Genomic DNA, 19027 nt, shown 5'->3' with positions numbered 1-19027 from the left:
CACGAGCTGGCCGCGCCCGCGCGGCCGGACGGGCCTCACGATCCCGATGTCGCCCTGACCACCCTGCCGTCTGGCCTGCGCATCGTCTCGCAGCGCATGGACCATGCGGCCACCGTCTCGCTCGGCATCTGGATCGGCGCCGGCGCGCGCGACGAGCTCCCGAACGAGCACGGGCTTGCCCATCTGCTCGAGCATATGGCGTTCAAGGGGACGGCGCGCCGCAGCGCGCTTGAGATCGCCGAGGAGATCGAGAGCGTCGGCGGCGACCTCAATGCCGCGACCTCGGTGGAGTACACCTGCTACACCGCCCGCGTGCTCGGCTCGGACCTCGGGCTCGCCGTCGATATCCTCGCCGACATCATCACCTCGCCGTCGCTGACCGAGGAGGAGCTGAAGCGCGAGAAGGGCGTGATCCTGCAAGAAATCTCGGCTGTGCAGGATACGCCGGACGATCTCGTCTATGACCGCTTCCTGCAAGCCGCCTTCCCGGACCAGCCGATCGGCCGGCCGATCCTCGGCACCGCCAAGACGGTGAAGAGCTTCACCCCCGATGCGATCCGCGCCTATCTCGCCCGCAACTACCATGCCGGCAACATGGTGCTCGCCGCCTCCGGCGCGGTCGATCATGACGAGCTCGTGGCGCTCGCCAGGGAACATCTCGCGAAGCTGCCGGCCGCTCCCGCCGAACCGCTTCCGCGCGAAGCCGGGGAGTATCGCGGCGGCGAGGCCCGCATCGGCAGCGACGAAGAGCAGGTCCATCTCGTGCTCGGCCTGCCCGGCCTGCCCTTCAAGGGCGGCGCGCATTACGCGCTGCAGATTTTCGCCTCGGTGCTCGGCGGCGGCTTGTCGTCGCGCCTGTTCCAGGAGGTGCGCGAACAGCGCGGCCTCGCCTATGCCATCGACGCCTTCCACTGGCCCTTCTCCGATTGCGGCGTCTTCGGCATCGGGGCCGGCACGGCGCCGGAGGATGCGGGCGAATTGATCGAGGTCGCGCTCGGCTGCCTACGGCAGGCGGCGGAGGATGTGAGTGAAGCGGAAGTCGCCCGTGCTCGCGCCCAGATGAAGGTCGGCTTGCTGGCCTCGCTCGAAAGCCCCGGCGGCAAGCTGGAGCAGATGGCGCGGCAGGTGCTGCTCTTCGATCGGGCGATTCCGCGCGAGGAACTGGCCGCCCGGCTCGATGCGGTGACGCTGGACGACGTGCGTGCCGCCGGCCGCTCGCTGTTGGGGCACCAGCCGACCATTGCCGCCGTCGGCCCGACCCATGGCCTGCCGCCGGCCAAGCGCCTTCGCCACGCCGCCCGGGCGGCGGACTGACCGGCGATGGCGCTGTTCCGTTTCCCGAGCGAGCCGCCGAGCCGCCCGCTGATCCGGACGCCGAATCTCTATCTGCGCGCGCCCCAGGCCAGCGACCACGCGGCCTGGGCACTGCTGCGCATGGAAAGCCGGGAATTCCTGACCCCCTGGGAACCGACCTGGAACGAGGACGACCTCACCCGCGCCTCGTTCCGCCTGCGCGCCAAGCGCGCTGCCCGCGAGATCTCGACCGACGAGGCCTATTCGCTCTTCATCTTCGAGACCGGCACGGAAACCCTGATCGGCGGGCTGACGCTGGGGCTGATCCGGCGCGGCGTCGCGCAGGCCTGCACGCTCGGCTACTGGATGGGCCGGCGCCATGCCGGCAAGGGCCATATGACGGAGGCCGTGCGCGGGGCGGTGCGCTTCGCGTTCTCCGACCTTGCGCTCCACCGTGTCGAGGCCGCCTGCCTCCCCAATAACGAGCCGTCGCGGCGCCTGCTGGAGCGTGTCGGCTTCCAGCATGAGGGGCTGGCGCGGGCCTATCTCAAGATCAACGGCAACTGGGCCGATCACCTGCTCTACGGCGTGCTCTCCAGCGACATATTGCCCGGAAGCAGACCGTGACTGCGGCGGTTGACCACAGCCCCGCTCCGCCTTGCCCTTGCCATGAGCGGCCGATAGGGCTTTTCGTTAAACATCGAATGATCGCTTCCCGCCTGATAGCCGAGCACAGCTTGTCCATTTCCGAGCGCATCTTCCGGGTCGGCCTCGCTCTGGCCGGCCTTGTCCTGTGGTTCTGCGCCGCTGTCCTGCCGGCCCAGGCCGTCGAGGCGGTCCGGGTTCCCGTCGACGCCCCTGTCATCGACCTGACCAATGTCGTCGAGCGCAACAGATCCGACGGCGACGTCATCCAGATCTCGACCGCGCCGGGGCCGGACGGCATCGTCCGGCGCATCGCGGTCAAGGCCCGCGAGGCCGGTGCGCGGCCGGACTGGATCGTCTTCGCGCTCACCAATGATTCCGACGAGCAGATCGACCGCCTGTTGGTCGCGCCCTTCCACCGCCTGATCGGCTCCGGCGTGGTCTGGCCCGATCTCGGCGACAAGCGCATCGAGGCGGTGACGGCGAGCCAGGGCCTTTCGCCCGACCGCGAGCCCAGCCCGGATGCCGACGTCTTCCTGATCACACTCGACCCCGGCACGACGGTCACATTCGTCGCCGAGCTCAAATCGCCGAACCTGCCGCAGCTCTATCTCTACGAGGCCGAGGCCTACCGGCAGAAGACCAATGGGCTCACGCTCTACAAGGGCATCATCATCGGCATTGCCGGCCTGCTCGCGCTGTTCCTGACCATCATCTTCGTGGTCAAGGGCGCGGTCATCTTCCCGGCCGCGGCGGCCCTTGCCTGGGCGGTCCTGGCCTATGCCGGCCTCGATTTCGGCTTCTTCCAGCGCCTGTTCCCACTGACGCCGGCAATCGAACGCATCTATCGCGCCGGTGCCGAGGTGGTGCTGGCGGCGACGCTGCTCGTCTTCCTCTTCGCCTATCTCAACCTGTCGCGCTGGCATGTGCGCTATGGCCACGTCACGCTGCTCTGGATTCTCGGCCTCGCCGGGCTGATCGGTCTTGCCGTCTTCGACGCGCCGATGGCGTCCGGCATCGCGCGCATCTCGATCGCGGCGGTCGCGGCGATCGGCTTCATTCTCGTCGTGCACCTGGCGACGCATGGCTATGAGCGTGCGGTGATGCTGATCCCGACCTGGTTCCTGCTCGCTGTCTGGGTGACCGCCGCGAGCTTCACCGTGACCGGGCAGTTTCAGCGCGATCTGGTTGCGCCTGCCTTGCTAGGCGGCCTCGTCCTGATCGTGCTGCTCATCGGCTTCACCGTGATCCAGCACGCCTTCGCCGGCGGCGCGATCTCGCAGGGGCTGGTCTCGGATACGGAGCGCCGGGCGCTCGCGCTCTCCGGCTCGGGCGACCTCGTCTTCGACTGGGATGTCAGCTCCGACAAGATCTTCGTCTCCCCGCAGATCGAAACGCTGCTCGGCCTGCCGAAGGGTGCGCTCGAAGGCTCGGCCGCGCGCTGGCTGGAGCACATGCATGTCGCCGACCGCGACCGCTATCGCGTCACGCTCGACGCCGTGCTGGAGCAGCGCCGCGGCAAGCTCAATCTCGACTTGCGTCTGCGCTCCGCCAACGGCGCCTATCACTGGGTCAACGTGAAGGCACGCCCGGTGATCGGTTCCGATGGTGAAGTCATCCGCGTGATCGGCACGTTGGCCGACGTCACCGAGCAGCGCACCGCGCAGGAGCGCCTGCTGCACGATGCCGTCCACGACAACCTGACCGGCCTGCCCAACCGCAAGCTGTTCCAGGACCGGCTGGGCGCGATCTTCGGCTTCACCCGCGCCGACGACAATATCCGCCCCACCGTGCTCGTCATCGATGTCGACCGCTTCAAGCAGGTCAACGAATCCGTGGGATTCTCGGCCGGCGATTCGATCCTGCTGACGCTGGCGCGACGCCTCGGCCGGCTGCTGCGGGCGCAGGACACGCTCGCCCGCATCGGCGGCGACACCTTCGCGATGATCCTCGTCTCCGAGCGCGATCCCGAGCGCATTCTGGCTCTGGCCGAGTTGGTGCGCCGCGCCGTCTCGACGCCGATCACCTATGCCGAGCGCGAGATCGTGCTGACGCCCTCGATCGGCCTTGCCCTGTTCGATCCGGCGCCGGCCTCGCGCAAGGAGGACGCGCTGAAGAACGCCGAGCTCGCCATGGCCCATGCCAAGCGCCAAGGCGGCAACAAGATCGAGGTCTTCGTGCCGGCGATGCGGACCGACCGCAACGACCGGCTCGCGCTGGAAAGCGACCTGCGCCGGGCGATCGAACGCAACGAAATCCAGGTCATGTACCAGCCGATCGTCCGGCTGGAGGACCGCACCATCGCAGGGTTCGAGGCGCTGGTGCGCTGGGACCATCCGCGCGAAGGCCGCCTGATGCCGCAGGATTTCCTCGCCATCGCCGAGGAGACCGGGCTGATCGTCGATCTCGGCGTCTATGTCATGGACAAGACGGCGCGCGAGCTGGAGGCCTGGCAGGCGGCGCTGGAAGTCGAGCCGCCGATCTTCGCCAGCGTCAACGTCTCCAGCCGGCAATTGCTGCGTCACGACCTGCTGCATGACGTGAAGACCGTGCTCGGGCGCCGCCGCGTGCTGCCGGGCACGCTCAAGCTCGAGATCACCGAGAGCCTCGTCATGGAGAATCCGGAATATGCTGCGCAGATGCTGCAGCGCATCCGCGATCTCGGCGCCGGCCTCTCGCTCGATGATTTTGGCACGGGCTATTCCTCGCTGTCCTATCTGCAGCGCTTCCCCTTCGACACGATCAAGATCGACCAGAGCTTCGTGCGCCAGATGGGCAATGGCCGCCCGCCGGTGATCCTGCGTTCGATCGTGCAGCTCGCCGCCGATCTCCACATGGACGTCGTCGCCGAGGGCGCGGAGAGCGAGTCGGATGCGATCGAGCTCTACCAGCTCGGCTGCCAATACGCGCAGGGCTATATCTTCGGGCAGCCGATGACGGCGGCAGAGGCGCGCCGACTGATGGGCGCCGCGGCGGCGGCGACCGAGGCGGCTTAAAAATCCCTCTCCCCTCGGGAGAGAAGGTGGCAGCGCGAAGCGCTGACGGATGAGGGCAGCTCGACATCCCAGAAACAACGAAGGGCCGCTTGCGCGACCCTTCCCTCATCCGTCTGCTTCACAGACACCTTCTCCCCGAGGGAAGAAGGAATTAAGCGTGCCCTGCCTCGCGCGACAGGAAGGCCGGGTCGATGCCGATCTTGCCGAGCGCGCGCTGGTACTTGGTCTCGACGCTCTCGTCGAAGAGCAGTTCGGGATCGGCGGAGCAGTGCAGCCAGCCGTTCGACTGGATCTCGGCCTCCAATTGCCCCGCGGCCCAGCCGGCATAGCCCAAAGCCAGCACCGCGTTCTCCGGCCCGTCGCCATTGGCGATGGCGCGCAGGATATCGAGCGTCGCGGTCAGGCAGATGCCCTCGTCGATCGGCAGGGTCGCCGATTCCAGGAAGAAATCGGCGGTATGCAGGACGAAGCCGCGCTTGGTCTCGACCGGCCCGCCGCGCAGCACCTGCATGCGCTCGGCCCGGCTCGGCAGGCGGATCACCTCCTCGGAGGGGATGACGTCGAGCTGGACGAGCAACTCCGGGAATTTCGTATCGCCCGCCGGCTTGTTGACGATGATGCCCATCGCCCCATCCTCGGAATGGGCGCAGACATAGACGACGCTGCGGCTGAAGCGTGTATCGGCCATGCCCGGCATCGCGATCAGGCATTGCCCATCGAGATAGCTGCGGCCGCCGACGCGCGATTGTGAGCCGATTTTCATGAGGCCATGCTAGAGGCTCTCGGGGAGGGTCGGCAAGGCTTGGCTGAGGCCGATGATGCCGAGGGGCACCTTCGCGGGTTGCGCCCGCCCTCGATCACGTTCGCGTGCACGAGCGGCGTCGTGCCACACGCGGCCGTCCCTATCGCGATTGTGCCCCAATCCTGCGCGAGATTACCGCGAGATCGTTCAGGCGCCGACCGGCGGAGGAAGACAGGTTTTGTTCGCTTTTCAGGCTCGCAATCGTTAAAGGCTGGGCCCGTGAACCGCATTCTCCCTCTGTTGGCCCTCCTGCCGCTGGCGCTTAGTTCCACGGCGCAGGCGCAAGATGCCACCCACGAGGCGGCGACCTCGCCCTGGTCCGCTAGCGAGCACGCGAAGCTGCGCCTGATTGCCGGACCGACCACCTCGACCGGCAAGCAGCGCGTCGGCGTCGAGATCGTGATGTCGCCGGGCTACAAGACCTATTGGCGCAGTCCCGGGCAGTTCGGCGTGCCGCCGGCCTTCGACTGGTCGGGCTCGACCAATATCGGCGGGCTCGACGTGCGCTGGCCCGTGCCGGAACGCTTCCAGGATTCGGCCGGCTATTCCATCGGCTATGTCGGGGAGGTCGTGATCCCGATCTCGGTCCAGCCGGTCGATCCGTCGCGGCCGGTGCTCGTCGTGCTCAAGCTCGACTACGCTGTCTGCGAGAAGATCTGCATCCCCGCCAAGGGCGAGGCCAGCCTGTGGCTCGAACCCGGCGTGACCACCGTGGCCTCGCCGCGGCTCGAAAGCTTCGAGGCGCGCGTGCCGGTTCCGGTCAAGCCCGGCGTCCATAAGGAGAAGATCGCGATCGTCGAGGCCGCGCCCGACGACGGCGTGGTCGATCCCGGCCTGCGTCTCATTCTGCAGCCGCCGCCGGACGGCAAGATCGAGGATATCTTCGTCGAAGGCTCGGGCATGTGGTCCTTCGGCAAGTCCCGCCTGACGCCGCAGGCGGACGGCACGGTCGTCGCCCAGATCCGCATCGACGAGCGGCCGAAGGGCATCGCCGGCCCGGTCCCGCTGATCTTCACCGTACGCGGCACGCCACGGCCGATCGAGACGCGGCTCGACCTCGACATCCCCGCCTCAAAGCCCTAATCCCTCAAGCCGGGCGGCCCCTCTGGCCGCAGGCTTCACGGAGAGACAGGCTCATGACCATCAAGGTGGGTGACAAGCTTCCCCAGGCGACGTTCCGCGTCATGACCGCCGACGGCCCCGCCGCGCGCACGACCGACGACCTGTTCAGCGGCAAGAAGGTGGTGCTCTTCGCCGTTCCCGGCGCGTTCACCCCGACCTGCCACCGCAACCACCTGCCGGGCTATCTGGAGAAGGCGGCCGAGATCAAGGCGAAGGGCGTCGACGCCATCATGGTCACCAGCACCAACGACGTCTTCGTCATGGACGCCTGGTCGAAGGCGACGGGCGGCGCCGGCGTGATCGAGTTCCTCTCCGACGGCAATGCCGATTTCGCCAAGGAGATCGGCCTCTCGCTGGACGGCTCGGGCTTCGGCCTCGGCACCCGCTCGCAGCGCTATTCGATGCTGGTCGAGGACGGCGCCGTGAAGGTGCTCAGCGTCGAGGAAGCCGCCGGCAAGGCCGAAGCCTCCGGCGCCGAGGCGATGCTCGCCAAGCTCTGAGCCTCAGCGCTCGGAGAGAGATTGGAGCCCGCGCAGATGATGCGCGGGTTTTTGTTGGCTGGCCGGATGGGGCGAATGTCAGCAATGGGTCGATTGCAGACATTCGTTTTGGCGTTAGAATCAGGCATGCGCTTCCCCTCAATGCCGATCGACGGCTGGCAGCTACTCGATGGCGAAGAACACCATCAATGGGCTCCGGCAACGTTCTCAATCCCGACGCGGCCAGAGCGCGAAGGATTGCGGGCGGGCGATTTCGCAAAGCTGATGTTTGAAATCGCGGTTGGGGACCGCGTCGTTGTGGAGCGGATGTGGGTGCTCGTAACCGCTCGAAATGAGAGCGGCTATGTTGGCATTCTCGACAATGACCCGACAGAGATCGCCGAAAATGATGAGCTTTGGTCGGGAACCGAGCTGCCCTTTGGAGCTGCGAACGTCATCGCAGTCATGGAACGGAATGAGAGTAGTTTAGCTATGGCGGAGCTGCCGCCTAGAAGGAACTGGCGCTAACGGCACTCGACCATCGCTTGCTCAAGTCTGCTAAGTGGAAATTTAGGCAATGGATCAGGCCATTAACGAGTTGCTGCGCCGTTATGCTCAACTCGACAGAAAGGAGATAGAACTGCGAGAAGCACGCATCACCGAGATCGATTTAGAACGATGGTCAGTGTCATATTCGGGTAATTTTGAAGCCATGTTCGACGCTATAGCAGAGGCTCTAGCTCGCAGGTTCAACAGCGGCGAAATTGAGTTCTGGCAAGGCGACTTCATCGCAAACACTCTATTCAGCCGGATGATTGAACACGCTCCTGATGGGATACCTTTTTGTACCCTCGTATGGGAGGTCTATGAAGCGTTTGACGCTGGGGAGTATTCTCGGACTCCTAACGACGACCCCATTGGGACCTACACCGTCCCGATGATTGCAGAGATTGTCGGCGACCTTGATGCAGCAAAAACGAATGTCGTCTTAGGGGCGTAAGCGGACCTAGCTTTTGACATTGCAAGGAGTGCGCTGCCTCTTAATCTGCTCCACTTCTCTGGCGTATGGGGAAAGGACATGCCGTTTCAGGGCTTCGTTGTCGAACCTGCGGAGCTGGCAAAATTGGCTCGCGCCTTCGACGCCGCCTGGATGGCGGTGAACAGCGTGAACACCGTCGGCGGCCAGCAGCAGAGGCGGGCTAGAGCCCGCCTGGCAGGCATCATTCTCGATCTTTGGAGGGAGGATTCTGCTCAGGCTTTGAGCGCCAGCGCTGTCGAGCGCTTCCTGGCATCAGACCAGCCCCACTGATCGATCCGATCTGCGCTTGTCATGAGACAAGCCGCGAAGCCCCGGCTAGCTTCCGGACCGGAGGAGAATACCGATGGCCGAGATCACCATTCGCCCGCTTGCCGCGACGGACCGGGAGGCCTGGACGCCCCTCTGGCATGGCTACCTGACCTTCTACAAGGCGACGCTGCCGCCCGAGATCGACGCGATCACCTTCGGGCGCCTGACCGCCGGCGAGGAGCCAATGGGCGGCTTCCTCGCCTTCGAGGGCGACAAACCGCTCGGCATGGTCAACTGGGTGCTCCACCGCACGACCTGGAGCGAGAAGCCGATCTGCTATCTGCAGGACCTGTTCACCGTGCCGGAATCGCGCGGCACCGGCGTCGGCCGCAAACTGATCGAGGCCGTGAACCAGATGGCGCGGGCGAAGAACTGCTACCGCGTCTACTGGCAGACGCACGAATCCAACCTGCAGGGACAGGCGCTCTACGACAAGGTCGCCGACAAGTCGGGCTTCATCGTCTACCGCCAGCCGCTGGGCTGAGAGACCCGGCCGGAGCGACCGTGATCGCGATCCGGGACAAGGCTGAGATCATCGAGCGGCTCGGTGCCGATCCGCTCCTGCGCCTGACCCACTACCTGCACGAGCGCTAGCTCGAGGCTGCCCGTCCGGCCGGGTGCACTCTCGTGAGCCCGAAGGCTGCGCAGGCCAGCGCCAGCCCCGAGGCAACCGTCCGCACCTGATTCCAGACCTGCCAGCGGCCGGAATAGCCGGCCCAGATCTCCCGCGCCGCGTCGATATCGGATGGGACAGGCGAGACCTTCGCCAGCGCCTCGTTCATCGGGACATTGACGAGCATCGTGAGGGCGAGCCCGAAAGCCGCATAGATGACGGCCGCAGCGATGAACCAGCCCGCGGCCTGCCGCTGACGGGACAGGAATAGGGCGATCGCCGTCAACGCCAGCACCACCGGCGTCAGGAAGAAGGCCGGAAAGAAGACGACGTTGCGCACCGATGCGTTCATCGCCTGCATCGCCGCGATCGCCACGCGCGGGTCGGCCTGATCCAGACCCCACATCGTCGAGCAGACCCAGGCGTAGAAGAATCCGAAGATCGCGCCGCAGAGCAGGATCGACACCGTCGACAACGTCACGAGCAGGCTGGGCATGGCGGCACCCCTTATCCGTACACCTCAGTACGCTTGATTTATCCGTACATAGAGATACGGATTCGATCAAGGTGCGGTGGGGGCAAGATGCGGGACGAGAACAAAGCGGAGCGCCAGCGCGAGATCGAGGCCGTGGCCTACCGGCTGATCCGGGACCACGGCTATGGCGGCGTATCGATGCTGGCGATCGCCAAGGAGGCGAAGGCCTCGAACGAGACGCTCTATCGCTGGTACGGCAGCAAGCGCGGATTGCTCGCCGCGATGGTCGAGCGGAATGCGCAGACCATCGCCGGCACGTTGCAGGCGGCCATCGCACACGGGGCGGACGCCATCGCCACGCTGGAGCATATCGCTCCGATCCTGCTCTCGATGCTGCTGGGCGAGAAGGCGATCCTGCTGAACCGCGCCGCTGCTTCCGACGAGACAGGGGAGCTCGGGGCAACGATCGGCCAGGCGGGCCGCAGCGCCGTTTTTCCGCTGGTCGAAACGCTGATCGCGCGCGGGATGGCCAACGGCGGGCTGGATGCTCCGTCTGCGCGCGTGGCGACAGAGTGGTTCCTCTGCCTTCTGATCGGTGATCAGCAGATCAGGCGGGTCATCGGCACGCTGGAACAGCCCTCGGATGCGGAAGTCGCTGCACGCGCCGCCAGCGCGCTATCGGCCTTCCGAAAGCTGTGCGGCGCCTAGCGCCCCGGCTTGAACGGCGCCATGCCGGCGCGCGCCAGGGCGTCGGCACGCTCGTTCATCTCGTCGCCGGCGTGGCCCTTGACCCATTTCCACTCGATCTTGTGGCGGCCGAGCGCGGCTTCGAGGCGCTGCCAGAGCTCGGCATTCTTGACCGGCTTGCGGTCGGCCGTCTTCCAGCCGTTCTTCTTCCAGCCATGGATCCAGCCGGTGATGCCCTGCCGCAGATACTGGCTGTCGGTGTGGAGCGCGACCGTGACGGGGCGCTTCAGCGCCTCCAGCGCGGCGATCGCCGCCATCAATTCCATGCGGTTATTGGTCGTCTGGGCTTCGCCGCCGGACAATTCCTTCTCGACGCCGTTGAAGGTGAGGATCGCGCCCCAGCCGCCCGGCCCCGGATTGCCCGAGCAGGCGCCGTCCGTCCAGACTTCGACCGTACCTTCGCTCATCGCTTCAGCCCGTATTCGCGGGCGTCAGCAATGCGCTGGTGGAAGACGAGCCTGCGGTCGTATTCGAGCGGATCGAGCGGCTTGACCAGCGCGCCAGGCGGCACGTTCAGCCAGTCGACCAGTCGCGTCACCAGGAAACGCAAGGCCGAGCCGCGGCAGAGCTGCGGCAGCGCCTCGACCTCCGCCGCGGTGAGCGGGCGCACGCTCTCGTAGCCGGCGAGCAGCGCCTGGCCCTTCGTCAGGTTGAACGAGGCATCGGCCTCGAAGCACCAGGAGTTCAGGCAGATCGCCAGATCATAGGCGAAGGCATCGGTGCAGGCGAAATAGAAGTCGATCAGGCCGGACAGCCTGTCCTTGATGAAGAAGACATTGTTCGGAAAGAGATCGGCATGGATCACGCCGCGCGGCAGGTCCTGCGGCCATGAACGCTCATGGACCTCCACCTCCGCCATGACGCGCCGCGCCAATCCGGGCGAAACCGTATCCGCCGCCGCTCCCGCCTGCTCGGCGAGCGGACGCCAGCCCGGAACCGACAGCGAATTGACCCGCTCCATGCCGAAATCGGCGCCGGCCTCGTGCAGCTGGGCCAGCCCGCGCCCGAGCTCGGCGCAGTGGGTCACGTTCGGACGCCGGACGGACAGGCCATCGAGGAACGAGACGATCGCCGCCGGACGACCGGCCAGCCGGCCGACGGCTTCGCCATCCTCCATGCGCAGCGGCACCGGGCAGATCAGGCCACGCCGGGCGAGATGGTCCATCAGCCCGATGAAGAAGGGCAGCTCCGCCTCGTCCACCCGCTCCTCATAGAGGGTCAGGATGTAGAAGGCCTTGGTCGTATGCAGCAGGAAGTTCGAGTTCGAGACGCCCTCGGCGATGCCCTTGACGGAGAGGAGGTCGCCGATGCCGTAGCGCGCCACGAAGGCAGCCAGCTCGTCATCGGGCACTTCGGTATAGACGGCCACGCTTGCACTCTTCTGCTGAGATTATTCCGCCGCGTCCGGCGTCGCCTCGCCGCGCAATTCGCGCGGCAGCGGGAAGAAGACGTTCTCGTCGGCGGTCGAGACGGTCTCGACGCGGACCTCGTAGCGCGCGGCGAAGGCGTCGATGATCTCCTCGACCAGCACCTCGGGCGCGCTCGCGCCGGCGGTGATGCCGAGGCTGCGGATGTTGCCGAAGACCGACCAGTCGATCTCGTCGGTGCGCAGCACGAGCCGCGCCACCGGGCAGCCGGCACGCTCGGCGACCTCGCGCAGGCGCTGCGAGTTCGAGGAATTGGGCGAGCCGACGACGATCAGCCCCTCGACCAGCGGCGCGACGCGCTTCACCGCCTCCTGGCGGTTGGTCGTGGCATAGCAGATGTCTTCCTTGTGCGGGGCGATCAGCTCCGGGAAGCGGGCCTGCAAGGCCTCGACGATCTCGCGGGTATCATCGACCGAGAGCGTGGTCTGGGTGACATAGGCGAGTGGCTGATCCGCCGGCGGGGTCAGCGTCGCGACGTCGTCCAGGGTCTCGATCAGCGTGATCGCGCCCTCGGGTAGCTGGCCCATGGTGCCGATCACTTCCGGGTGGCCGGCATGGCCGACGAGCAGGATATGGCGGCCGCGCTTGTGATGGACCTCGGCCTCGCGATGGACCTTGGTCACCAGCGGGCAGGTCGCGTCGATGGCGAAGAGGTTGCGCGCCTTCGCCGCCGCCGGCACCGCCTTGGCGACGCCATGGGCCGAGAAGATCACGGGACGCGTCTCGTCCGGCACCTCGTCGAGCTCGGCGACGAAGACCGCGCCCTTCCGCTTCAGGGATTCGACGACGTATTTGTTATGGACGATCTCGTGGCGGACATAGACCGGCGCGCCATGCAGCTTCAGCGCCTTCTCGACGGCGTCGATGGCGCGCACGACCCCGGCGCAGAAGCCGCGCGGGGCACAGAGCAGGATATCGAGCGGCGGCTTGGTCACGCGCGAATGGTTCTCCGATCAGTCCGCGTCTTCTTTCGGCGGGATCGGGGCGATGTCAAGGAAGCGAAGCAGCGCAGGCTTGGCCGCCATGCCGATTGCCTCTCGCAGGATCGCCATCGAAAGCCTAGATAGAACGATGGCCCGCCACGCCGCGCGTCGCGCCTGATCGCCAAGCCCGTTCCAAAGCACCGAGTTCCGCATGGCCGACGCCGCCTCGCATGCCAGCTATCTCCCGCCGATCCTGACCTTCTGTGCCGGGGCGGTGATCGCCGTCCCGCTCTTCCGCAAGCTCGGCCAGTCGGCGGTGCTGGGCTATCTCGCTGCCGGCATCGTCATCGGCCCCTCGATCCTCGGCGTGATCAAGGACCCCGATGCGATCCGTGGCACGGCCGAGATCGGCGTCGTGCTGCTGCTCTTCCTCGTCGGCCTCGAATTGCAGCCGTCGCGGCTCTACTCGATGCGCAAGGACATCCTCGGTTCCGGCCTTGCGCAGATGGCACTCAGCGCCGGCGGCATCGGCCTGTTCGGCTGGTATTTCGGCCTGTCAGCGGCAGGTGCGGTCGCCGTCGGCGTGGCGCTCGCGCTGTCGGCAACCTCGATCGCACTGCAATTGCTGGAGGAGCGCGGCGACGGCAACGAGACCTACGGCCGGCGCACCTTCTCGATCCTGCTGTTCCAGGACATGGCGATCGCGCCCGTGCTGGCACTGCTGCCGCTGCTTGCGACCACGGGCGGCAAGGAAACCGGCAGCCCGATCATGGCGCTGGCGAGCCTCGGCATCGCGCTTTTCGCGCTGGTGCTGATCGTGCTGGCCGGGCGCTATGTGATGAACCCGTTCTTCCGCATCCTCGCCCATACCGGCGCGAAGGACGTGATGACGGCGGCCGCATTGCTGATCGTGCTGGGATCGGCGCTATTGATGGAGCATGTCGGGCTCTCGATGGCGATGGGCGCCTTCCTCGCCGGCGTCATGCTGGCCGACTCGCATTTCCGGCACGAGCTGGAGGCCGATATCGAGCCGTTCCGCGGCGTTCTGCTCGGCCTGTTCTTCATGGCGGTCGGCATGTCGCTCGACCTCAAGCTCGTCGCCGACAACTGGCTGCTGCTCGCGCTCGCCGCGCCGCTCTTGGTGCTGTTCAAGATCGCCGTGGTGACCTCGATCCTGCGCCTGTCCTGCTCGTCCTGGCTCGAAGCGGTCCGGGCCGGCGCCCTGCTTTCGCCGGCCGGCGAATTCGCCTTCGTGCTGCTGCCGCTCGGGCTCGCGAACGGGCTGCTCACGGCCCAGCAATCCGCGATGGTCACGGCACTTGCTGCGATCAGCATGCTGCTGGGCCCCGTCGTCGCCAAGCTGATCGATGCGGCGCTGCTGGCGCGCATCACGCCTGCGACGATGGACGAGGATTACGAGGGCGCCGGCGACAGCCCGGTGATGGTGATCGGCTTCGGCCGCTTCGGCCAGATCGTGACGCAAGCTTTGCTGCTCCAGCATATCGACGTCACCGTCATCGATTCGGATGTCGAGCGCATCCGCTCCGCATCCCAGTTTGGCTTCAAGATCTACTATGGCGACGGCACGCGGCTCGACGTGTTGCGCGCGGCTGGCGCCGGCAAGGCCCGCGTCATCTGCATCTGCGTCGACGACAAGCAGGCCGCGCTCCGCATCGTCGAGATGGTCAAGGCCGAATTCCCGAGCGTGCGGCTGCATGTGCGGGCCTATGACCGCATCCACGCGATCGAGCTGATGAAGGCGAATGTCGACTTCCAGATGCGCGAGACCTTCGAATCGGCGCTTGGCTTCGGCCGCGTCACCCTGGAGACGCTGGGCCTGACCCGCGACGAGGCCGATCTCGTGATCGACCATGTCCGCGACCGCGACGCGCAGCGCATGGAGATCCAGTTCCACGAGGGTCTCGCCGCCGCGATCAACCGCGTGCCGCGCGTCACGCCGGAGCCGCTCGTCCCGCCCAAGGCGAAGTCGAAGCCGCTCACGCCTGAGACGCGGCAGGTCATCGAAGATGGCGGGGCCGAGATCGCGGTCGGCGGCGTCGGCGAGCCCGAGCGATGAGCGAGGCTACCGCGCGGCCGGGACAGGCCGTCTTCCTCGAGGGACCGCTGATGCGCCATGTCGCGGTGATGACCGCGACGAGCTCGGTCGGCCTGATGGCGGTGTTCGTCGTCGACCTTCTGTCGCTGCTCTACGTCTCCTGGCTCGGGCGGCCGGAAGCGACGGCCGGCGTCGGCTTCGCCACGATCGTGCTCTACCTGATGATCTCGGTGAATGTCGGGCTGATGATCGCGGTGACGGCGCTGACCTCGCGCAGCATCGGTGCGGGCGACCGCCCTGGCGCGCGACGCATCGCGGCCTCGACCATGGTCCTGTCGGCGCTTGTGGCGCTCGTCATCTCGCTCGCGGCGCTGCCCTTCCTGCCGAAGCTGCTCAGCCTGCTCGGCGCGCGCGACCAGTCGCATGCGGTCGCCCTCTCCTTCCTCTACATCGTGCTGCCATCGAACGCCCTGATGGCGATCGGCATGGGCCTCTCCGGCATCCTGCGCGCGGTCGGCGACGCCCGGCGCGCGATGTTCGTGACGCTCGGCGGCGGCATCGCGACAGCGGGGCTCGACCCGCTGCTGATCTTCGGCTTCGGCCTGGGGCCGGACGGTGCCGCGATCGCGATCGTGCTGGCGCGCATCATCATCATCGCCATCGGCTTCCACGGCTGCGTGACGGTGCATGACATGATCGACCGCCCGCGCCTGTCCTTCATCCGGCAGGATGCCGCCCGGACCTTCGCGATCGCGGGGCCGGCGATCCTGACCAATCTCTCGAACCCGATCGCCAATGCGGTCTTCGCCAGCGTCGTCGCCCGTTTCGGCGATGCGGCGATCGCGGCGCTCGCGATCGTCGACCGGCTGGTTCCAGTGGCCTTCGGCGTGCTCTTCGCGCTGTCGGGCTCGGTCGGGCCGATCCTCGGCCAGAACTGGGGCGCGGGACGCTTCGACCGGATGCGCCGGGGCCTGACCGATTCGGCGATCTTCGCGGGTGGCTGCGTCCTCGTCTCCTGGGCGCTGCTCTTCGCCTTCCGCGACGTCCTCGTTTCCGCCTTTCACGCGACGGGACTGACGGCCGAGCTCGTCCTGTTCTTCTGCCTGATCGCCGGGCCGATGTGGATCTTCGTCGGCATGCTCTTCGTCGCCAATGCCGCCTTCAACAATCTCGGCATGCCGTTCATGTCGACATTGTTCAGCTGGGGCCGCGCCACGCTCGGCACCGTGCCGCTCGCCATTCTCGGCGCGCATCTCGCCGGGCCGAAAGGTGCGATGGCGGGCTCGGCGCTCGGCGCCGTTGCCTTCGGCGTGCTGGCGCTAATCTTCGCCTATCGCGGCATCACCCGGCTGGAGCGCCGGGCCGCGCAGCGCCAGGCCGCAACCGATTTGCCAGGCAAGGACACCCTGCTATCGTCCTCCTAGGCACGGAACCAAAGACCGGCCGGGGAGAAGCGTCCATGATGAACCTGTTCGATATCATGCAATCGGCCCAGCACGGCCAGGCGCTGCCGAACCTCGCCCAGCAATACGGCCTGAGCCTGCAGCAGACGCAGGCTGCGCTCGATGCCCTGCTGCCGGCCTTCTCGATGGGGCTTCAGCGGCAGACGCGAGACCCCTACGCCTTCGGCTCGCTGGCGCAGATGATGACGGCTTCGCCCTATGCCCGCTTCTTCGAGGCCGGCGGCTATGGCATTCCGGCCGGCGCCCAGAATGCCGGCAACGATGTGCTGAGCCAGCTCTTCGGCTCGCGCGAGGTCAGCCAGGCGATCGCGGCGCAGGCGGCCGCGACCAGCGGCGTCTCGCAGGCGATCCTCAAGCAGATGCTGCCGGTCATCGCCGCGATGCTGATGGGCGGCCTGTCGAAGACGTCGAGCAACGAGGGGCTGGGCGGCATCCTCGGCCAGTTCGCCGAGATGATGCGCGGCCAGATGCCGGGCATGCAGCCGGCACCGCAGCAGCCGCAGATGCCGGCCAATCCGTTCGAGGCGATCCTCAAGGGCATGTTCGGGCAGGCCGGCGGCCAGCCGCAGCCCAGTCCGCAGACGGCCCCGTCCGATCCGTTCGGCGGCGCGTTCGGCCAGATCCTCGGAGGCATGTTCGGTGGCATGGCACCGCAGCCGGCGCCGGAGCCTGCTCCCGCCCCGCGCAGCGCGCCACGGCGCGCGCCCGCGCCGGAACCGGAGCCCGAGGAGGCGGCAGCCTCGTCGTCTGCCAATGGGCCGGGCTCGATCGGGCTCGACGCGCTCAACCAGATGTTCGAGCACGGCCGCCAGATTCAGGACGAGCATCAGAACGCGCTGAAGTCGATCCTCGACGCCATGCTCGGCGGCGGACAGGGCCGCCGCTGAGGCAGACCTGAGCCTTCAAAGCTGAAGACATGAAAAAGGGCGGAAGCACGAAGCTCCCGCCCGCAGGAACGCTGTCGCCAAGGGGTCAGGCGCAGCGTGCAACCGTGATATCGGCCTTCCCGGCCAGCATCGGCGCGGCGCCGGCATGGCGCAGGGCATGCTCGCGCCGCGCGGCGGCGAGATTCGACGAAGAGCGCGAGCGCTCAGCCAGGACGGTCGAGGGATCGTCGAGCCAGGACGCCGCCAGCGCGCCATCGATATCCGAGCGCACGAGGCCGATATCCTTGAGCCCACGCTCATCGAGCTCGGCGCCGAGTCGCATCACCTCACGACGATGGATAAGGGCGCGCACGAGTTGGATCGTTCCGGCAGCTCCGATGGTGGCAACACGCGTGACGCCGGCCGAAATGGACGAGAGCGACTTCGCGGTGATGGTCATGAGCAGCATGACAGCCTCCTTTGGCGGTGCAGAACGTTAATCTCAGCCTCTCCGTCCCGCCCGGACGCGCCATTGACAGGAAATTTCGGAGTGCATCCAGACCTTAGCGAGGCTCTGGTCATCAGCCAAACGAATGGTTATGATGTCTCGCAACACTGATATTGATGGACAGTGGACGGGGGACCGCCAATGGCTCATGTGCTCGACGCCGATCAGCTCAAGACCTTCGTCGCCATTGCCGATACCGGGTCATTCACCCGCGCCGCCGAGATCGTCTTCAAGACGCAATCGGCCGTTTCCATGCAGATGAAGCGGCTCGAGGAGCGGGTCGGGCGGCCTCTGTTCGGCCGCGACGGGCGCCATGCCAAGCTGACCGAGGATGGCGAGCGCCTGCTCGACTATGCCCGCCGGATCGTCAGGCTGAACCTCGAATGCGTGGCCTCCTTCGCCGATGCCGATCTCAAGGGGCGCATCCGCCTCGGCGTGCCCGACGACTATGCCGACCGCTACCTGCCGGAAATCCTGGCCCGCTTCGCCCATTCGAATCCGCGCGCCGAGGTCACCGTGGTCTGCGAGCCGACGCCGATGCTGGCCGAGCGGATCGCGACCGGCGATATCGACCTCGCGATCATCACCCATGTCGAAAGCCGCGGCCAGGGCGAGATCATCCGCATCGAACCGCTGCTCTGGGTCACCTCGGCGCGCCACAGCGTGCATGAGGAGGATCCGCTGCCGCTCGCGCTGGGCCGGCCGACCTGCAACTGGCGGCAAGCGGCCGTCGATGCGCTGGAATCGAAAGGGCGCCGCTTCCGCGTGCTCTATGCGAGCTGGAACTCCACTGCCGTCGGCGCCGCGGTGCTGGCCGGGCTGGCGATCTCGGTGCTGCCGGAGAGCGCCGTCAGGCCGGGCATGCGCATCCTCGGGCCCTCGGAAGGCTTCGCAACCTTGCCGTCCTGCAAGATCGGGTTGCTGCGCACCCGCTTCGATCCCTCGGTTTTGTCGAACGCGTTGGCCGAGCACATCATCCAGAGTCTCGACAACCTGGCGAGCTTCAAGACGGCGGCGGAATAGGGCTGAACCGGAGGCAGGACTTGGGGCTGGAGGCTTGATCAGCCCTTGAAGCCTGCCAGGACCGCCGTGAACTTCGCAGTGACGTCCTGGCCGATCGCGGTCGCGCCCGCCACGATGCTGATCGAGACCAAGCCGGCGATCAGCGCGTACTCGATCATGGTCACTCCGCGTTCGTCGCGAAGAAGCGCGGCAAAGCTGATGCGAAGGTGCTTCATGCCGTCAGACTAGCGGCATGAATCGT

Annotated in this window: 22 protein-coding genes; 14 read left to right on the top strand and 8 right to left on the bottom strand. The window is 66.8% G+C overall.

Features of this window, described 5'->3' with window-relative positions; genetic code table 11:
- The first annotated feature begins 6 nt into the window (after positions 1-6).
- The 3 genes from AC07NY_RS13955 (at position 7) to AC07NY_RS13945 (ending at position 4934) form a co-directional block, all read left to right on the top strand.
- Complete coding sequence (locus AC07NY_RS13955) at positions 7-1314, top strand: M16 family metallopeptidase (protein ID WP_494584683.1); 1308 nt, start codon at positions 7-9, stop codon at positions 1312-1314.
- A gap of 6 nt (positions 1315-1320) precedes the next feature.
- Positions 1321-1920 carry a GNAT family N-acetyltransferase gene (locus AC07NY_RS13950; protein ID WP_494584331.1) on the top strand — a complete coding sequence of 200 codons (600 nt, stop codon included), beginning with the start codon at positions 1321-1323 and terminating at the stop codon, positions 1918-1920.
- Between the two features lie 77 nt (positions 1921-1997).
- Positions 1998-4934: an EAL domain-containing protein gene (locus tag AC07NY_RS13945; RefSeq protein WP_494584330.1), complete on the top strand. Its 2937-nt coding sequence runs from the start codon at positions 1998-2000 to the stop codon at positions 4932-4934.
- 151 nt (positions 4935-5085) lie between these two features.
- On the opposite strand, the gene AC07NY_RS13940 is transcribed toward AC07NY_RS13945, so the two are convergent.
- On the bottom strand, positions 5086-5697 hold the full coding sequence (locus tag AC07NY_RS13940) for a YqgE/AlgH family protein (protein ID WP_494584329.1): 612 nt from the start codon (positions 5695-5697) through the stop codon (positions 5086-5088).
- A gap of 258 nt (positions 5698-5955) precedes the next feature.
- Between AC07NY_RS13940 and AC07NY_RS13935 the strand changes: the two genes are divergently transcribed.
- From AC07NY_RS13935 to AC07NY_RS13910, 6 genes are all read left to right on the top strand, one after another.
- Positions 5956-6819 (top strand): protein-disulfide reductase DsbD domain-containing protein, encoded by an 864-nt coding sequence (locus AC07NY_RS13935; RefSeq protein WP_494584328.1) that lies wholly within the window; start codon positions 5956-5958, stop codon positions 6817-6819.
- A gap of 53 nt (positions 6820-6872) precedes the next feature.
- Positions 6873-7358 (top strand): peroxiredoxin, encoded by a 486-nt coding sequence (locus AC07NY_RS13930; RefSeq protein ID WP_494584327.1) that lies wholly within the window; start codon positions 6873-6875, stop codon positions 7356-7358.
- Between the two features lie 21 nt (positions 7359-7379).
- Positions 7380-7865, top strand: a complete 486-nt coding sequence (locus tag AC07NY_RS13925; RefSeq protein ID WP_494584326.1) for a hypothetical protein — start codon at positions 7380-7382, stop codon at positions 7863-7865.
- Between the two features lie 49 nt (positions 7866-7914).
- Positions 7915-8337, top strand: coding sequence for a hypothetical protein (locus AC07NY_RS13920; protein WP_494584325.1), 423 nt, complete (start codon positions 7915-7917; stop codon positions 8335-8337).
- 78 nt (positions 8338-8415) lie between these two features.
- Complete coding sequence (locus AC07NY_RS13915) at positions 8416-8646, top strand: hypothetical protein (protein WP_306227150.1); 231 nt, start codon at positions 8416-8418, stop codon at positions 8644-8646.
- A 73-nt stretch (positions 8647-8719) separates the two neighbouring features.
- Positions 8720-9169: a GNAT family N-acetyltransferase gene (locus tag AC07NY_RS13910; RefSeq protein ID WP_494584324.1), complete on the top strand. Its 450-nt coding sequence runs from the start codon at positions 8720-8722 to the stop codon at positions 9167-9169.
- Between the two features lie 106 nt (positions 9170-9275).
- Here AC07NY_RS13910 and AC07NY_RS13905 read toward each other — a convergent pair whose 3' ends face one another.
- Positions 9276-9794 (bottom strand): anthrone oxygenase family protein, encoded by a 519-nt coding sequence (locus AC07NY_RS13905; RefSeq protein WP_494584323.1) that lies wholly within the window; start codon positions 9792-9794, stop codon positions 9276-9278.
- An 87-nt stretch (positions 9795-9881) separates the two neighbouring features.
- On the opposite strand from AC07NY_RS13905, the gene AC07NY_RS13900 reads away from it, so the two are divergent.
- Complete coding sequence (locus AC07NY_RS13900) at positions 9882-10481, top strand: TetR/AcrR family transcriptional regulator (protein WP_494584322.1); 600 nt, start codon at positions 9882-9884, stop codon at positions 10479-10481.
- Here the strand turns inward: AC07NY_RS13900 and rnhA are convergent.
- Genes rnhA through AC07NY_RS13880 form a run of 4 tightly spaced genes read right to left on the bottom strand, consistent with a single transcriptional unit; the run spans position 10478 to position 13083 of the window.
- Positions 10478-10927: a ribonuclease HI gene (gene rnhA, locus AC07NY_RS13895; RefSeq protein ID WP_492284279.1), complete on the bottom strand. Its 450-nt coding sequence runs from the start codon at positions 10925-10927 to the stop codon at positions 10478-10480. The two genes, AC07NY_RS13900 and rnhA, sit on opposite strands and share 4 nt — an antisense overlap.
- Positions 10924-11889, bottom strand: coding sequence for a homoserine kinase (locus tag AC07NY_RS13890; RefSeq protein ID WP_492284280.1), 966 nt, complete (start codon positions 11887-11889; stop codon positions 10924-10926). Before AC07NY_RS13890 ends, rnhA begins: the two co-directional genes overlap by 4 nt.
- 21 nt (positions 11890-11910) lie before the next feature.
- Positions 11911-12882 (bottom strand): 4-hydroxy-3-methylbut-2-enyl diphosphate reductase, encoded by a 972-nt coding sequence (ispH, locus tag AC07NY_RS13885; RefSeq protein ID WP_494584321.1) that lies wholly within the window; start codon positions 12880-12882, stop codon positions 11911-11913.
- An 18-nt stretch (positions 12883-12900) separates the two neighbouring features.
- Positions 12901-13083, bottom strand: a complete 183-nt coding sequence (locus AC07NY_RS13880) for a hypothetical protein (protein ID WP_494584320.1) — start codon at positions 13081-13083, stop codon at positions 12901-12903.
- On the opposite strand from AC07NY_RS13880, the gene AC07NY_RS13875 reads away from it, so the two are divergent.
- The 3 genes from AC07NY_RS13875 to AC07NY_RS13865 are packed head-to-tail and all read left to right on the top strand — an operon-like array spanning position 13082 to position 17276.
- A complete protein-coding gene (locus AC07NY_RS13875; RefSeq protein ID WP_494584319.1) occupies positions 13082-14947 on the top strand; it encodes a monovalent cation:proton antiporter-2 (CPA2) family protein in 1866 nt (621 codons plus the stop codon). The genes AC07NY_RS13880 and AC07NY_RS13875 overlap by 2 nt on opposite strands.
- Positions 14944-16350 (top strand): MATE family efflux transporter, encoded by a 1407-nt coding sequence (locus AC07NY_RS13870; protein WP_494584318.1) that lies wholly within the window; start codon positions 14944-14946, stop codon positions 16348-16350. Before AC07NY_RS13875 ends, AC07NY_RS13870 begins: the two co-directional genes overlap by 4 nt.
- A 35-nt stretch (positions 16351-16385) precedes the next feature.
- Positions 16386-17276 carry a DUF937 domain-containing protein gene (locus AC07NY_RS13865; RefSeq protein ID WP_494584317.1) on the top strand — a complete coding sequence of 297 codons (891 nt, stop codon included), beginning with the start codon at positions 16386-16388 and terminating at the stop codon, positions 17274-17276.
- 85 nt (positions 17277-17361) lie between these two features.
- Here AC07NY_RS13865 and AC07NY_RS13860 read toward each other — a convergent pair whose 3' ends face one another.
- Positions 17362-17724 carry a hypothetical protein gene (locus tag AC07NY_RS13860; protein ID WP_492284285.1) on the bottom strand — a complete coding sequence of 121 codons (363 nt, stop codon included), beginning with the start codon at positions 17722-17724 and terminating at the stop codon, positions 17362-17364.
- 180 nt (positions 17725-17904) lie between these two features.
- On the opposite strand from AC07NY_RS13860, the gene AC07NY_RS13855 reads away from it, so the two are divergent.
- Positions 17905-18786 carry a LysR substrate-binding domain-containing protein gene (locus AC07NY_RS13855; protein ID WP_047580398.1) on the top strand — a complete coding sequence of 294 codons (882 nt, stop codon included), beginning with the start codon at positions 17905-17907 and terminating at the stop codon, positions 18784-18786.
- A 38-nt stretch (positions 18787-18824) separates the two neighbouring features.
- Here the strand turns inward: AC07NY_RS13855 and AC07NY_RS13850 are convergent, their stop codons facing one another.
- On the bottom strand, positions 18825-19001 hold the full coding sequence (locus tag AC07NY_RS13850) for a Flp family type IVb pilin (protein ID WP_494584316.1): 177 nt from the start codon (positions 18999-19001) through the stop codon (positions 18825-18827).
- Positions 19002-19027: the final 26 nt, after the last annotated feature.

This window comes from Allobosea sp. GW821-FHT09G06, from assembly GCF_059416005.1.
The sequence above is the reverse complement of the archived record's forward strand: the minus strand, read 5'-3'. Positions and strand labels throughout refer to the sequence as shown.